The organism is Acinetobacter sp. YH12105 (assembly GCF_013419095.1).
Lineage (GTDB): Bacteria > Pseudomonadota > Gammaproteobacteria > Pseudomonadales > Moraxellaceae > Acinetobacter > Acinetobacter pseudolwoffii.
On the sequence record NZ_VPAU01000003.1, the window covers coordinates 106,159 to 121,915 of the forward strand.

Annotated in this window: 16 protein-coding genes; 10 read left to right on the plus strand and 6 right to left on the minus strand. The window is 40.3% G+C overall.

Translation table 11 applies throughout. From position 1 onward, the window contains the following. Positions 1–140 precede the first annotated feature (140 nt). The 3 genes from FTU44_RS03960 to FTU44_RS03970 all read left to right on the plus strand — a co-directional run bounded on the left by FTU44_RS03960 (position 141) and on the right by FTU44_RS03970 (position 2,604). Complete coding sequence (locus FTU44_RS03960) at positions 141–2,090, plus strand: mechanosensitive ion channel (RefSeq protein WP_074383455.1); 1,950 nt, start codon at positions 141–143, stop codon at positions 2,088–2,090. Between the two features lie 68 nt (positions 2,091–2,158). Continuing rightward, positions 2,159–2,326 (plus strand): hypothetical protein, encoded by a 168-nt coding sequence (locus tag FTU44_RS03965; RefSeq protein WP_005097883.1) that lies wholly within the window; start codon positions 2,159–2,161, stop codon positions 2,324–2,326. Positions 2,327–2,451: 125 nt separating this feature from the next. Next, complete coding sequence (locus tag FTU44_RS03970) at positions 2,452–2,604, plus strand: hypothetical protein (protein ID WP_167381268.1); 153 nt, start codon at positions 2,452–2,454, stop codon at positions 2,602–2,604. A gap of 29 nt (positions 2,605–2,633) precedes the next feature. Here the strand turns inward: FTU44_RS03970 and FTU44_RS03975 are convergent, their stop codons facing one another. Continuing rightward, on the minus strand, positions 2,634–3,833 hold the full coding sequence (locus FTU44_RS03975; RefSeq protein WP_180049554.1) for an NAD(P)/FAD-dependent oxidoreductase: 1,200 nt from the start codon (positions 3,831–3,833) through the stop codon (positions 2,634–2,636). A gap of 191 nt (positions 3,834–4,024) precedes the next feature. Between FTU44_RS03975 and FTU44_RS03980 the strand changes: the two genes are divergently transcribed. Beyond that, positions 4,025–4,348: a hypothetical protein gene (locus FTU44_RS03980; RefSeq protein WP_005169649.1), complete on the plus strand. Its 324-nt coding sequence runs from the start codon at positions 4,025–4,027 to the stop codon at positions 4,346–4,348. On the opposite strand, the gene FTU44_RS03985 is transcribed toward FTU44_RS03980, so the two are convergent. Beyond that, positions 4,345–5,226, minus strand: a complete 882-nt coding sequence (locus FTU44_RS03985) for a 1-aminocyclopropane-1-carboxylate deaminase/D-cysteine desulfhydrase (RefSeq protein WP_180049556.1) — start codon at positions 5,224–5,226, stop codon at positions 4,345–4,347. The two genes, FTU44_RS03980 and FTU44_RS03985, sit on opposite strands and share 4 nt — an antisense overlap. Before the next feature lie 178 nt (positions 5,227–5,404). On the opposite strand from FTU44_RS03985, the gene FTU44_RS03990 reads away from it, so the two are divergent. After that, positions 5,405–5,587, plus strand: a complete 183-nt coding sequence (locus tag FTU44_RS03990) for an NF038215 family lipoprotein (RefSeq protein WP_005169654.1) — start codon at positions 5,405–5,407, stop codon at positions 5,585–5,587. A gap of 103 nt (positions 5,588–5,690) precedes the next feature. Next, positions 5,691–6,314 carry a LysE family translocator gene (locus FTU44_RS03995; protein ID WP_005097872.1) on the plus strand — a complete coding sequence of 208 codons (624 nt, stop codon included), beginning with the start codon at positions 5,691–5,693 and terminating at the stop codon, positions 6,312–6,314. 77 nt (positions 6,315–6,391) lie between these two features. Here FTU44_RS03995 and FTU44_RS04000 read toward each other — a convergent pair whose 3' ends face one another. Next, a complete protein-coding gene (locus tag FTU44_RS04000) occupies positions 6,392–7,372 on the minus strand; it encodes an MBL fold metallo-hydrolase (RefSeq protein ID WP_100534915.1) in 981 nt (326 codons plus the stop codon). 268 nt (positions 7,373–7,640) lie between these two features. Here FTU44_RS04000 and FTU44_RS15320 point away from each other — a divergent pair, with 268 nt between their 5' ends. Continuing rightward, positions 7,641–7,757: a hypothetical protein gene (locus tag FTU44_RS15320; RefSeq protein WP_086044934.1), complete on the plus strand. Its 117-nt coding sequence runs from the start codon at positions 7,641–7,643 to the stop codon at positions 7,755–7,757. A 286-nt stretch (positions 7,758–8,043) separates the two neighbouring features. On the opposite strand, the gene FTU44_RS04005 is transcribed toward FTU44_RS15320, so the two are convergent. The 3 genes from FTU44_RS04005 to metG form a co-directional block, all read right to left on the minus strand. Then, a complete protein-coding gene (locus FTU44_RS04005; RefSeq protein WP_257226387.1) occupies positions 8,044–9,198 on the minus strand; it encodes an LA2681 family HEPN domain-containing protein in 1,155 nt (384 codons plus the stop codon). Continuing rightward, positions 9,177–9,587 carry a hypothetical protein gene (locus FTU44_RS15170; RefSeq protein ID WP_257226389.1) on the minus strand — a complete coding sequence of 137 codons (411 nt, stop codon included), beginning with the start codon at positions 9,585–9,587 and terminating at the stop codon, positions 9,177–9,179. The genes FTU44_RS04005 and FTU44_RS15170 overlap by 22 nt, the downstream gene beginning before the upstream one ends. 64 nt (positions 9,588–9,651) lie before the next feature. Then, entirely contained in the window at positions 9,652–11,709 is a 2,058-nt protein-coding gene (metG, locus tag FTU44_RS04010) for a methionine--tRNA ligase (RefSeq protein WP_159138284.1), read from the minus strand. 225 nt (positions 11,710–11,934) lie between these two features. Here metG and FTU44_RS04015 point away from each other — a divergent pair, with 225 nt between their 5' ends. The 3 genes from FTU44_RS04015 to apbC all read left to right on the plus strand — a co-directional run bounded on the left by FTU44_RS04015 (position 11,935) and on the right by apbC (position 15,502). After that, positions 11,935–12,738 (plus strand): hypothetical protein, encoded by an 804-nt coding sequence (locus FTU44_RS04015; RefSeq protein ID WP_180049558.1) that lies wholly within the window; start codon positions 11,935–11,937, stop codon positions 12,736–12,738. 374 nt (positions 12,739–13,112) lie between these two features. Then, positions 13,113–13,946, plus strand: a complete 834-nt coding sequence (locus FTU44_RS04020; protein WP_180049560.1) for a hypothetical protein — start codon at positions 13,113–13,115, stop codon at positions 13,944–13,946. A gap of 290 nt (positions 13,947–14,236) precedes the next feature. Continuing rightward, positions 14,237–15,502, plus strand: coding sequence for an iron-sulfur cluster carrier protein ApbC (apbC, locus tag FTU44_RS04025; RefSeq protein WP_074383443.1), 1,266 nt, complete (start codon positions 14,237–14,239; stop codon positions 15,500–15,502). Positions 15,503–15,757: the final 255 nt, after the last annotated feature.

The following is a 15,757-nucleotide window of genomic DNA, read 5'->3' on the forward strand; positions in this document are numbered from 1 at the left end:
TTAAGCTAATGATAGCTAGCTGGCTCAAGTCTAAAAACATCAAATCTGAAGGTGAATCCGAAAGAAGAAGGGGCTGAATGTTTCAAGGATAGGCTCCCGATTTCAGATAAATAGCTTAATAACAAAGAGGGTAAAACAACATGAATGATTATATGAGAAGTCCGCGTGGCGGCTTCGACGCCATGTATTATTGGGATCAGTTTCATCCCATTCTGAGTGCAATTGCCATATTAGTCATTGGTTGGATCATTGCATTACTGGTTTCGGCAGCAGTCAAGAAAGTCTTGCAAAAACTTGGAACCAATACACACTTAAATACGGCGACAGGCCATCGCTCTAATATCGAAAGTATTATTGCCCGGGTGGTGTTCTGGATTATTCTGATTATTGCCGTAATTGGTTCACTGAATGTACTCAACCTGACCAGTATCAGTGGTCCTTTCAGTAATATGATTCAGCAATTCCTGTTATTTATCCCGCAGTTACTAGGTGCAATTGCAGTCGGATTCATAGGGTGGATTGTCGCCAACCTGGTGAAAATAGGGCTACAAAAGCTACTTGACCGAACCCAACTAGACGAAAAACTCAGTGCTGAAGTGGGTGTCAGTCCCATTAGTCAGAACATCAGTGAAATTGCTTACTGGTTAATTTTATTACTGTTCTTGCCAATCGTACTGTCTATTCTGGGACTCAACGGTCTGTTGTTACCAGTTCAGAATATGCTGACTGATGTCGTAAGCTACTTACCAAATATCTTTATTGCTGCAGTGATCATTTTTGTCGGTTATATTCTGGCAAAAATTGTTCGCGGTATTGTTGAAGGCCTATTAAACAGTCTGAATGTACAACAACAAGCTGAAAAAGTAGGTATTTTCAAAAATTCCAATGTGGCACAGGTGATTGGTTCATTCATCTTCGCTGTCGTGATCATTACTGCATTGATTATTGCTTTTGAAGCATTGGGTGTCGAAGCGATTTCTCAGCCTGCCACGGCGATGCTGTATGAAATCATGAATGCCATTCCGAATATTATTGCTGCTGCCTTAATTCTGATTCTGGCTTATGTGGTCTCTAAACTGGTCGCACGTCTGGTGGTTGAAGTGGTATCGGGTACAGGTGTTGATGAAATTCCTGCCAAACTGGATGTACAGCGTTTTTTAGGCACCACTAAACTTTCGAGTGTGGTCGGTTATCTGATCGTATTGTTCACCATGTTATTTGCAGTGTCCGAAGCAGCAGACCGTCTCGGCTTTGAACAGGTGAGCGGCCTGATTGCGATGTTTATTTACTTCGGCGCCAACATCTTGCTCGGTGCCGTGATTCTGGTGATCGGTTTCTGGCTGGCAAATATTGTCGCGAACATCGTACAACGCGGTGAATATAACAGCTCACGCTGGTTAGCGAATCTGGTGCGTGTCCTGATTATGGGCTTGGTCGTTGCCATGGGTCTACGTGCCATGGGTATTGCCGACTCGATTGTGAACCTGGCATTTGGTTTAACGCTGGGTGCTGTCGCAGTAGCATTTGCTCTGGCTTTTGGTCTGGGTGGTCGTCAGCCTGCGGAGCGAGTTTTAACAGATCTGATTGATAAAGCAAAACGCGAAGCCAAAGAACCGAATCCAGTCAAAGATCAAGCTGAAAACAGCATATTTTCAGGATTAGGTACTCAGAGTACTTCAAGTACAACGGACATGGCAGGCACGACAGGTGCAGCGATGGGGATGGGTTCTACAGATACATCAATGGGACAATACTCCGACCGTTCACAAAACATGACCGGTACTACTGATTCTTCAACCACTACGCCAGGAGCAGGTATTGTGCCAAATCAAGATTCAGACGCAGAGGGTACTACGCCAATGAGTACGGACTTATCGCATACCACACCGGCAATCCTCACCACTGCACCGCAGGATGATGAATCATTGGGTATTGATCCGGTCAATCCGGATGCGGATCAAGCCGTACCTGATTCAGTAAAAGTCGATCCGACTCATCCGCCAGTCAATAATCCATTTGGTTCAACCGGAGAAAAAGAACCAAATGTCGATATTGATCGTTCCACTCAGAAAAAAGATGACCTGAAATAACCTGTCATTTTTAACCAAAATCGGCCACGCTCATGTGGTCGATTTTTTTCAGTCACGAGGAAAAATAAATGAATAGCAAGAAACCCAACAAAGTTCTGGCTCCTTTGGTTATCGCGGGAATTACCATTGGCTTTTTTACCGCGGCCTATCGATTTATTTTTGTGAAGAGCAAACAGGACGAGCAGTCAGAGCGAGCGCTGGATAGGAAAATACCTGATACAGACGAATTTAACTGAAAGAATTCTGCTGAATAACAAACAATAGAATTTGGCCTTTAAGAAATATATACTATTCAGGTGAATACTAAAATGATTTTGGTATTCTTCTTGCATTAAAAATATAAAAAAGGGAGATCAACATCATGTGGCAAACACTATCATATACATTCAAGAACACTTCAGCAGATGAAGCACCGCTATATTTGCGAGAAGCCACTCGAAAAATGCAGCTGACGATTGACCGTTTAGGAAATACGGCCAATCTCAAGCTGTTTAAGACAGATTATCTGGAATGAACTAAATATCAGTCTTGATGATCTATTGATTAAATATATTCCGATGCGGCATGCGCAGATGACCATGCCCATTGGAAATTATAGCCGCCCAAATGTCCGGTAACGTCCAGCACCTCACCAATAAAATACAGGCCTTTCTGCTTTTGACTTTCCATGGTTTTTGAAGAAACCTCGCTGGTATCCACACCGCCCAAAGTCACTTCCGCAGTACGGTAGCCTTCTGTTCCGGATGGTTTCACTTCAAAACCATGCAGCCGTGTCGCAATCTGCTCCAGTTGATTATCACTGATATTGCCAATTGCGGTTTCAGTGACGTCAGTCCAGATTAGACTCTGTAATTCAGCCACGACACTTTTCGGTAAAAACTCATTGAGTAAAGTGCGCAATAACACTTTGGGCTGGCTTTGTTTTTTGGTTTTAAAGAAATCCAGTAAATCTACACTTGGTAAGAAATCGACTTGAAAGCTTTGACCGACATTCCAGTAATTGGACAATTGCAGGGAGCTTGGGCCACTTAAACCACGATGGGTAAACAGCAGTGCTTCGGTGAAACTGTTGAGCTCATTGGAGAGTGTCGCTTCTACGGCATTGCCACTCAAACGAGTCGTCACCTCCTTAAATCCATCAGAGAAAGTGAAGGGCACCAAACCGGCACGGGTTGGATAAACATGATGTCCAAACTGTTTTGCGATATCATAGCCAATGCCCGAACCCCCCAGCGTCGGGATGGACAAGCCACCCGATGCCACCACCACAGATTCAACCTCAAAATATCCAAGTGATGTAGCGACTTGAAATCCTTGATCATCGACTGGATTGACTGCCTTTACTTCGCAGCTGGTTTTAAGATCGACCAGACCGGTCTTGTCACATTCTGCCAACAGCATCGACAGAATATCTTTTGCACCATTGAGGGTAAACAGTTGTCCATGTTTGCGCTCTTCATAAGCAATACCATATTCACAGACCAGGCCAATAAAGTCCCAATTGCTATAACGCGTTAATGCTGAAATGACGAAATGTGGATTATGCGAAATATAATGGCTTGGTTCGACCTCCAGATTGGTAAAATTACATTTACCGCCGCCAGACATCAGGATTTTTTTGCCAACTTTATTGGCTTTTTCCACCACTACGACTTTACGTCCACGTTGTGCAGCCATATACGCCGTCATTAAACCTGAAGCACCGGCACCTATGACGAGAACATCGTATTGCTTGGAAGACATAAAACACTCGAGGGAGAACAAAAGGAAAGCATTATAGACAATTTTATTTCCGCTTTCTCTATTCCTGAACAATCAACAGGCTGATTGCCAATCCGTATTAGAGTTTAAACATAAAATATTTGTAAGTCGGCTTAAAATCATGCATAGTTTTTGTACAGTTTTACAAAAGTCACAATAATAAGGCAGGGCTTATGGCAACGTCAGAGGATCTAAAACAATACAACCTGATCAGTTATATTCTTTATATTCTGGGGTTTTTTCTGGGTGTGACCCCATTTATAGCCATTATCATGAACTATATTAAACGTGATGAAATGCGCGGCACCTGGCTGGAAAGTCATGTGGACTGGCAAATTAAAACCTTCTGGGTCAGTTTGCTGGGTTATATTGTTGGTGGCTTATTAACTATGATCTTGATCGGATTTCTAATCATATTTTTGGTCTTTATCTGGCATATCTACCGCTTGGTCAAAGGGATGATTGCGCTGAATAATAATCAACCGATTCAGGCTTAAGCAATTGTAGAAGTAGTATCCATGTTACGGCCTTGCAACCCACCGCTATGAATCACCAGCAGTCTAGATCCTGCTGGGAAATAATCTTTTTCAATCAAATCAAAGATGCCCATCAACATTTTAGCGGTATAGACCTGCTCTAGTGGAATGGCAAATTCGATTTCAAAATCCCGAATAAACTGCATGAGGGCTGTGCTGGTTTTGGCATAGCCGCCACAGCAATAATCATCCAGAATAGTCCAGTTGGTTTTGCTGGTTAGTTGCGCGACTTCATCTTTTAAAAAAGAGCCTTGCAGCGCTGAAAATCCTAAAACCTGCTGATGCGCCTGACTGGCTTCGATCAGACCGGTGATGGTTCCACCAGTGCCTACTGCGCAGCAAACCACATCAAATTGAGTATCTTGCGGGCTCAAAATTTCCTGACAGCCCCGAATGGCCAAAGCGTTGGTTCCACCTTCAGGAATGAAATAATGCTCAGGAAATTGTTGTGCGAGTTCGGCCAGATACTCAGGCTGTTGCTTGCGACGATAGTGTTCACGACTGACAAAATGTAGCTGCATCCCCAACTGCCGTGCGGTGGCTAAAGTCGGATTGAGTGGCCGATGGGCCAGCTCCTCACCCCGAATAACCCCCACACTCTGAAAACCAAACTGCTGTGCGGCAAATGCAGTGGCCGCAATATGATTGGAATACGCACCACCAAAGCTGAGAATCTGCCGATAACCCTGTCTTTGTGCTTCCAGAAAATTGTATTTCAGTTTAAAAAACTTGTTGCCTGAAATTTGCGGATGTACCAGATCCAGACGACGTATTGTTAAAATAATATCGTGAAAATTAATCTGTTGATCGGGAATATTTTGGGCAATCTCTGCAAACATAAAAATTAACACAGTCAGTTATTCGGCCATTATAGCGAAAGCAGTAAAGATTAGGGATTGAGAATAAGTCATTTTTAGGCATGAGATAAAAATTGACGCAGAATGTCACAAATATTCTGCTGATTATTTAAGCAGGGATGCTAATCTAAATACAGGAAACCCTGAGGAGGGTAGAATAATGAAAATATTGTCCTATGCTGTTTTGGTTGGTGTAATGCTCAGTTTGTCGGGCTGTGATGATGCGATGAATAAACCTAAAACAGAGACCCGTACCATGATTATTGGTGGTGTACCGGTACATGATCAGGATTACCAACTGTTAGACACGCAATTCATTGCTCAGGATCAGTTAAAACAGTAGGCCATTACAGTAACTAAAATTCCTGACCAATACTGAAATTTTTAAAGCAAATGATTCGGTTTTTGCTTAAAATAATCCTTCAATTTTTAAGTCAGGTTATCTCGTGGAATCATTCTGGATTTTAGGCTCAATTGCTGTTGCCCTGATGTTAGGTGCGATGAGTCCCGGGCCGACTTCTATTTATGTGGCAAAAAATTCAATTGCGATTTCACGTAAACATGGTTTATTTACTGCACTGGGGACTGGTCTAGGTGCAGCAATTTTCGGTTTGCTGGCAGTACTGGGTTTGCAGGCATTTTTGCTGGCTGTGCCGTCGGCTTATCTGGCCTTAAAAATTTGTGGGGGGCTATATTTACTTTGGCTGGCTTTTAAAATTATTAAGCATGCCAAAGATCCGATTGAGGCAGATTCGAGCATTACCAAACAGATGTCTTTACGTCGCGCTTTTACCACAGGTTTAATCACGCAGTTGTCGAATCCAAAAATTGCGATTGTGCTGGCCAGTATTTTTACCGCCTTATTACCAAAAGAAATTCCGAACTATTTCTACTTTGCTTTGCCCATTTTATGTTTCTTTATTGATGCTGGCTGGTGCTCACTCGTGGCTGTCGCACTTTCTGCTGAAAAGCCGCGCCGTGTGTATTTAAAGTTTAAGGCATTGTTTGACCGGGCAGCAGGTGCGGTGATGACCGTGCTCGGACTAAAACTTATTTTCGGAATGAAATAGTTTCAACAGTTGAAGTCCTCATCCTTGGAAAGTGATCATTCTTGCTAGCTTTCCAAGGGACAGCTGATCATTTGAAATTAATCTTTAAAATGCAAGGGGATCCATTGGTAGCTTTTAGCATCTTTAGAATAGACATGCCCAATCCCCGGAAATGGTAAATGTGGTGCTGCCACCGTCTGGCCATTCTTTGCATATTCCGCAAAATACTTTAAGCGGGTTTCAACCGCTTTTTTCGGATCGATATCAAAATCTATAGCGGTCTGTGGACGGTCAAACTGAATGGTATGGGAATGTACAATATCCCCAATAAATATCATCTCCTGACCCTTGGATTTTAAGCTAAAACCAAAATGTCCCGGTGTATGCCCAGCTGAACTGATCACATCAAAACCATGGATTTTATCGCTAGCCTTAAAGGTCTTTAACTGACCTTTGGCCTGATAAGGTGCGATGGCTTTCTTGATTTTATCGACTGTACCCAAAAAACCAGCCTGTTTTGCTTTTGGTAATTTTTCTACACTTTTAGGATTCATCCAGAAATCCAGTTCGGCTCGCGATACATAAATATTCGCATTGACAAAATTGGCAACGCCGTTATTACTGATGCCGCAAACATGATCAGGATGTAAATGCGTTAATAAGATTGAATTGACTTGCTCAGGCTTTTGTCCAGATGCCTGTAAATTTGAATAAATAGACCCAAAGTTTGGCCCATTACAGCTAGAAGCACCGCTATCCACCAAGACCAGTTCTTTGCCTGTATTTACCAGGAAAGCATTGACGGAGGTCTGGATGCCTTTGCTTTGGTCAACATAATATTTTTTTAAAATCTGATTCACTTCTGCTTCAGGAATATCCTTAAACAAGGCTTTGGCTAAATAATTGGTGCCATCCAGCAGGGCAGTAATCTGGTAATCTCCAAAGCTGTATTGATAATATCCGGGAACCTGTTTTTGTTGTTCTAAAGTGGAAGGCGTTTGTGCGTGTGTTGGGGAAATACCTGCCAATGAACCTAAAGCAAGGAGTGATCCGACAAGAGAAGAGCTGAGGTATTTCATGGCTATTCTTATGTAATTAAAGTCAACTCTATGTATTAGCATGGATATTGATAAAAAAGAATATGAATATATTTACTATTTTTTTAAATCGAAATGGCGATTTAGCATCTGTACTAAAAATTCAGTGTGAATCTGTATATTGATTTTTTGAAAGTAAAGAATGTGTTTTTTGTAAAAATATTATTATAAATAAAATGCTTAGATGTATTTCACTTTTTATTAAAAGCTCGTTAACATAGGGTATTACGAACAAGCTTTGGGTGTCGCGATGAGTTTTTGGAAAAGAAAAAACAATGCCAGCTTTGTATTTTTCATTATTACCTTATATTCACTACTTGGTTTTGGACTGGGCTATGTGATTTGGGAATTTGTGTTGCAAGGCTAAGTGACCCAGCAATAAAAAAGCCTCTAGAGATAGAGGCTTTTTTATGTATTGATTAAGCCTTTAAACATGGATGGGTTTAAGTAGTTTGTATCATCGAGTAGGATGGTGATTTGGGTGTTGCCGATTTGGTGATGGTAGTAGCCAGCGACTTGTTTTTGAGGTTGGATAATTGTGGGTTCAGTTGCTTGGGTGGTAAGGGCTGCTTAGAGCTAGCGTTAGGAATAATGGTTTTATAGTTTTCATAGATTTCTTTTAGGTTCTAAAGGATTGTTTCTTTTTTATCATATTAGTAAATTTGATTAAAATCTTTCTTATGTATTGTAATACTCATTGCGTTTACGTGATCTTTAGGTTGTGTTTGGCGTAAATCTTCAACAATTGCGAACACAGTCGAAAAAATAGCAGATCTAGTAAATTGAAGTAAATTCTGAAGACTACTTTCAAAATCGCTGATTTTTACATAAGTATGTGTCGAATCATTTGAGAACTCAAATGAATCAGGTACTAAAAATAAAATATGATGCTCTAGCGAGTTTCGCCAAATTTTATAAAATCCAAATTGCCCATTTTTTTCATTTAGATCGTATATAAGACTATTAATTGCAATCAAAGCAAAATTTTCTTTTTCTTCAAGTTTTAATTTATTTGTATGCCAAAAATTATTAAAAGCGGTATTTTTATTAATTGTTAATCCGAAATATTGGCAAAGAAAAATTGCTAATTTATCTAGTATAGAAAAGCATAGTCTAAAACACGTCCTTAATTTCTCTGACCCAATATTTATAATTTCTTGTTCATGCAGTTCCGAATAACAACTTTCAAAATCAAATATAGAACTATCAGTAAATTTTGCTTCATAGTATAAAGTTCTGACTAGGGAAAATTCAGCTTTAATGCGGTTCAAATACTGCTCGTGTTGAAGAATTTTGTTTGAAAAAATAATCCCTTCTAATAATGTTAAATTATCTCGTTCATTAGCTATACATGAACAGTACATGCCATGAACATTAAGTGTTAAATTTTCCTTAATACACCATTGTCTAAATTTAGACATTTGCAATAGTTCTTCTTTATTTTTTTTAATATCAGTGTCTTCATCAAAATTATTAATCTGTGATTGTAAAAAATGAATTTTTTCTAAGTAACCTTGCTTATATGCATTGGGTGAAAATGGGGAAAAATATGCAAAGGTATAACCTTTTATAATTTCTTGAATCATTTTTTCACTACGATGATTTAGAAATTTATCAAACATTTCTAAGCATGTAGTTCTATTGATAAAGGCTTCAGGATAATCTAATTTTGTTCGGACTATTTTCTCATACAGATGCATCGCTTCGGAAAATCGATACTGCTGTTTTAGAGTATTAGCCAAATTAATTATATTTTGATAATAGAGAGAAGATTCCGCATCTTTATCTATAGTTTTAAAACTTGCCAATAGAGATTTTTGGCTTCACTATATAAAATACTTTCTTCATAACTAACAAGATCATTTTTATATCCGCAATCATTTGCAATGGATAACTTAGCATTTGCTAAATTATAAAAATAGCTAACATTAAATTTCATTGCATAAAATTCTGAATCTTCTTCTAAAATTTGTATTCCTTTAGAAATAGAATCTTTATTTTTTAGAAAAAAACCTGAATCAATGAATAATCCTGCTAAATTAAAACGAAGTTGCAAAACTATTTCTGATTTCGCAAATTTTTTTAGAGAGTCGAAAATGATTTCACTTCTTAGAGCAGCTTCTTGCCAAGCACCTTGATCAATAGAATTAGAAATAGCATTTATTGATTCATTAATTTCTTTTAGTTCTAGATTCATTAAAATAACTTATATAAAAAAGCCCCACTAGAATATAGCAGGGCTTTTTATAAGTGTCTAAATCTTAAGAAACCTTATCACCCGGTTGAGCACCAGATTCAGGTAAAATCACCCAAACACCGTCGCCATTACCCGCTGCCAACACCATACCGTTAGAAATACCAAAACGCATTTTACGTGGTGCAAGGTTTGCCACCATCACCACCAATTTGCCTTTTAGGTCTTCAGGTTGGTAGAACTCACGAATACCGCTAAATACATTACGTGGTTCAGCTTCGCCTACATTTAAAGTCAATTGAAGAAGTTTGTCAGAACCTTCAACCGTTGCAGCTTCCAAAACCTCAGCCACACGCAGGTCAACTTTCATAAAATCATCAATATTAATAATTTCAGCTTCGCCGACTTTAGCTTCAGGCTTCGTCGATGCTTTCTTCTCTTTTTTCTTTTCCGTTTTTGCTGTTTCAGCAGGGGCAGCCAAAGAATCTTTAGACGCATCGACCATTGCGGCAACCGCTTTTGGATCTACACGTTGCATCAATGGTTGGAACAATGCAATTTCATGACCCAGCAGAATCGTTTCACGAGAAGCGAAGTTGAAAGATTCTAATTGCAAGAAATCTTGAACTTGTTGCGCCAGTATTGGCAACACCGGAGCCAAATAAACAGCCAATTGACGGAACAGGTTAATACCGACAGAACATACGTCATGTACTTGTTGTTCCTGGCCTTCCTGCTTCGCCAGCGCCCAAGGCTTTTTCTCATCGATATATTGATTGGCTTTATCTGCAAGTGCCATGATTTCACGAATCGCAGCAGAGAACTCACGTGACTCATATTGCGCTGCGATTGAATCACCCGCATCAATGAAGCTTTGAACCAATTCAGGCTCTGCACAAGTTGCAGATAATTTATTGTCAAATTTAGTATTGATGAACTTCGCACAACGGCTGGCAATGTTGACCACTTTACCAACCAAGTCAGAATTTACTTTCTGCACAAAATCATCCAGATTCAAGTCAGAATCTTCAACTTTATCCGAAAGTTTCGACGCGAAGTAGTAGCGTAAATATTCAGGGTTTAAATGTTCTAAATAGGTTTCCGCTTTAATAAATGTGCCGCGAGATTTCGACATCTTCTGACCATTGACAGTCAAGAAACCGTTTACAAATAAACCTGATGGCGTACGGTAGTTAGCACCTTCTAGCATTGCCGGCCAGAACAGCGCATGGAAATACACAATGTCTTTACCAATGAAGTGATACACCTCATTTTTAGAATCTTTTTTCCAGTAGTCATCAAAGCTTAAATCAGGACGTTTGGTTTTGATATAGTTTTCAAAACTCGACATGTAGCCAATTGGCGCATCGACCCACACGTAAAAGTATTTGTTGGGTGCGTCTGGAATTTCAAAACCGAAATATGGCGCATCACGCGAGATATCCCAATCGTTCAGGCCATTTTCAAACCATTCATCTAATTTGTTGGCAATCGAGACCGGTAAGCGGCCTTCATCACGTGTCCATTTTTGCAGGTATTCACCAAAATTCGGCAACTTAAAGAAGTAATGGTCAGATGATTTTTCGACAGGTGTTGCACCGCTTAAAGTCGAATGTGGGTTCAATAATTCGGTTGCATTATAAGTTGCACCGCAAACTTCACATGAATCGCCATATTGATCTTCTACTTTACATTTCGGGCAGGTGCCTTTAATGAAACGGTCGGAGAGGAACATGCCTTTTTCAGGATCGAAAAGCTGGGTGACAGGACGAACCGCGATATTGCCGGCATCACGGTTTTTGAGATAGATTTCAGATGCACGTGCACGGTTGGTATCGCTATGGGTAGAATCATAATGATCGAAGTGCACTGCAAAACCGTCAAAATCACGAATATGTTCTTTTTGCACGTTGGCAATTTGTGCTTCCGGTGAAATCCCGTTGGCTTCAGCACGTAACATGATGGCTGTGCCGTGAGCATCGTCCGCGCAGACATAAGTCACATCATGACCCATTGCACGCATCGCACGTACCCAAATATCAGCTTGGATATAACCGAGTAGGTGACCCATATGAATCGGGCCATTGGCGTATGGAAGGGCGTTAGTGACTAAGATATTACGCACGGATATGACTCTCTCATTCGTATATTATGCAAGGTGGATGATTTTACCTGATGCAGGTCCGAATACAAAGCAATCCTTTAAGCGAATCAATTCCATTTCACCGCGAATTCGTGTCGAAAGGTCTTTGTATTTACAGAATGTCTTGGAAATGTAGATTTCCCTATATTGCGTTGCCAATAACAGTGATAATAAGCCATTGATCTAAAAGCTTTGAGCTAGAAAACCATGATTGACGAAGATGATTTTGATTTTGACCAACCTGTCACGCGTATTAAACAAAATGCAGCGAGTCAAAAACAGTTGGGCAGTCAGATTTTAAAAGATGCAGAAGCTTATCTTGAAGACATCTCGGCAGATGAACATACACTTTTAATCAAAAACTTATCGGGTTTAGTCGCGCAAGATGCTTATTTCCAAGTGCTGGCAGATCAGCTCGATCAACCCATTGGCGCGAAGTTTGCCAATGATGCTTTAAATTTGATGCATTTTTGGCCGGCCACTCACCAGTTTGAAGATATTGAGCAATTTAAGCTACTCGATATGATCAATAGCGAATATTTCCAAACTGAAATGCTGAAAGCCTTTGATGCCTTAGAGATTGATGAAGACATCAAAGCCAAGCGCCGTTTGGTGCTGCTTGAAAGCTTGAAAATGTACAAACTTGGCTTTTACAGCGGTTGTATTCCAAATGTCTATGCGCAGCTCGAAGGTATTTTGACAGATATCCTGATCAAAGCAGGTTTCCTCAAGCAAAATGGCACCAAGTTTGTCGATGTCTATAAAATCGTACCGGGTTTAAAAGGCAATGAAATTAAAAGCCTGTGGCATAAGTCTAAAATTGCGATTGAACTGAATCCGTATTTTGCTGAACTTGCTGCCTATAAAATGGATTCAAGCTCGAATGTGACCATGACCCGTCATAACATGCTACATGGCACAGATGTCGACAACTTCAATCAAGCACGCAGCTTCATTCTGTTGATCTGGTTGTTCTCTGCGGTGAGCTTTATGAGCACCTTGCGTATCTGACTTGAAATAATATCTCCTGATGCATTTGCATCCTATAAACATCTGCTGTGAATTGGCAACACTGACTCTTTGGCTTTGGAAACTATGTTATAACGGCATTTGAGTGAGAAGCCAAAGAAAATGTGCTGACAGGCTTACCAAGCCAGGCTTTGTCGAAACCTCAAGTAATTGATGGACTTGAATCGCCAGAATCCAAAAGAGTTGGATTATTGACTTTGCAATACTGATTGGGCGCAGCTCATGCTACAGACTGCAAACAATAGCAACAACATGTACAGGCTTTGTTGCAGTTTGCTTACTGCGCCCGATTTGCCCCACACTTTGTGCTAAAAAATGGCTGATTGTTTATATGATATGCCTAAGGAGGGTACCTCATGACTCAGCAGAACCAGAGCAATAGTTCAAAGCAAAATCAAGACAAAGAACAACATGAGAAACAATTAAATCAGAAAGCCAAAGAAGAGCAAAAGCAAAACCAGAATGACCAGAAGCACAATCAGTCGCATGATACACAAGACACAAAGCCACACCAGACTGATGAAAATTCTGATAGTAAACAAAACTCTAAAGATACAGGTGCTGACTCGGAATCGAAGGATAAAGCCTCTAAAGAGCAGCCATCTGATCAAAAAGATGATTCGAAAAATGAGCAATCAGATAACAAAACTGAAAGCTTTAAGATGGATGATTTAAAAGTGAAGGCAATTGCGATTGGTGAGGAGCTATTACAAAAAGGCGAAAAACTTCTGAATGAGCTAAAACATGGCAAGTCCAACGGCCAGAAAAATGATGATCAAGGTTCAGATGACGCAAAAAAGGCAAAAGCTGATCATAGCACTGAAGATAAATCATCGAATCAGTCAGATAAACAAAATGCTAAAGAAGCTCAGACCGATCAACAGGCAAGCATGGCCAATTTAAAAGATGAGGCTGTACATAAGTTTGAAGATACAAAACAGAAGATTACTGAGTTAGTCAGTGAAGCCTCTACCAAGCTGGGTGAGCTGAAACAGATGGCAACTGATAGCATGAATAAAATGAAAGAAAATCAATCTCAGGGCAATGATTCTGATCAGCAAAAAGATGCCAAAGCTCAAAATTCAGACTCGAAATCAGGTCAGTCTGACAAGAGTGAATCTAAAGAAGATCAGGATAAAAATGCCAAGGATCAGCAGCACAAGTCTGAAAATAATAAAAATCATAAATAGACTGTGATTATTGTAGAGCCACTTTAATCAAAGAGGGTTAAAGTGGCTTGCTACACCTAAAATCAATAAAAATCCTTCTACATCAATTTTCACATCAAAAAGAATCCAGTTGGCTTTACTTTGATTGATTCACTTTTAGCATGCCTATCCGCTACAATCCAACAAAACCAAGTAAAATGGTTGGAAATTGCAGATATCTCCTCGATCTTCTCGGCAGAGTGCTTAACCTTAAGCGAAAACCCCGTTAAACTATGCCATTCGGATATCTATCTATAGTTTTGGAGTAACCTATGTCGTGGCTTTCTTCGCTCAAATCGGTCTTTTCACCTTCGCAGGAGGTGAACGAAGAAGCTGTGCAAAAAGTATTGCAAAACTATCTGTTGCCAAATTCAAATGATCCGCTCAAACAGCGTATTACTCAGGTCAATGTTCAAGCTGAGATCCTACAAATCACCTTAAATACTTATCCTGAAGAAAAACAAGATCTGCAACAAATCCATGATGAACTGGCGCAAGCTTTGCAAAAATGTGGTATTCAAGAACTGAATATGCATGTGATTCAGCAAAAAACTGGGCCTAAAAGTCATAAATCGGATGGCTGCGGGCATAAGCATGCCAAAGGTGAAAGCTGTTCCAGTCAGCCTAAAGCAGAAGCAAAACCCAATCTTCCCCCTGTGGTGGATGCCTCCGCCCAGCCTGCAAAACAAGAAGAAGCTGATCCCAATAATCCACCGATTCAAAAAGCTGCACCTCAGCAACGTGATGTACCAAAACATCCACGTATTCAAAATGTGATTCTGGTGTCATCCGGCAAGGGCGGTGTAGGTAAATCGACGACTACAGTGAATCTGGCACTGGCTCTGCAAAAATTAGGCTTAAAGGTCGGTGTGCTGGATGCCGATATTTATGGTCCGAGTATTCCGACCATGCTCGGTAATGCGGGCAAAACGCCGATGATCGAAGCGGAACAGTTTGTCCCTATCGAAGCCTATGGAATGGCAGTGTTATCGATTGGCCATTTAACTGGTGATCACAATACTCCAGTGGCTTGGCGTGGACCGAAAGCCACCGGTGCATTGATGCAATTATTTAACCAGACCTTATGGCCAGATCTTGATGTTCTGATGATTGATATGCCACCCGGTACAGGGGATATCCAGTTGACGTTGGCACAGCGCATTCCGGTAACCGGGGCAGTGATTGTCACCACACCACAAAACGTGGCCCTACTCGATGCGACCAAAGGCATTGAACTGTTTAACCGTGTGCAAATTCCGATCATGGGCGTGATTGAAAATATGTCGACCCATATCTGTTCAAATTGTGGTTTTGAAGAACAGATTTTTGGCACAGGCGGTGGAGATAAACTGTCTGAGCAATATCATATTCCATTATTGGGTCGCTTACCTTTAGATGCTGAAATTCGTGAAAATGCCGATGCTGGCACACCTTCAGTCATTGCCGGAGATGATGCAGCCGAAAGCTATATGCTGATTGCAGAAAAAATTGCAGCGCAGCTACCTAAGGCCGAAAAAGATCAGAGCCGAATTTTCTAATTGACCCATTAAATAGAGAGTTCACATATTTAAGCCCTAATTCAAGTTAGGGCTTTTTTATTAATAATTCACGGAAATAAACAGCTTTAAATTAAGAAAATTGACTGAAATGACTGTTGCGTATTGGTCCCAAAATGGTTTCAAGTGATTGAATTAAATTGATTTAATTCAGTGTGAATTCTGATTATATGTTCTCTTACAATTATTTTTTTGCAGCATTGACCGAACTATTCTATGCTACGCGGATTAGAGCGA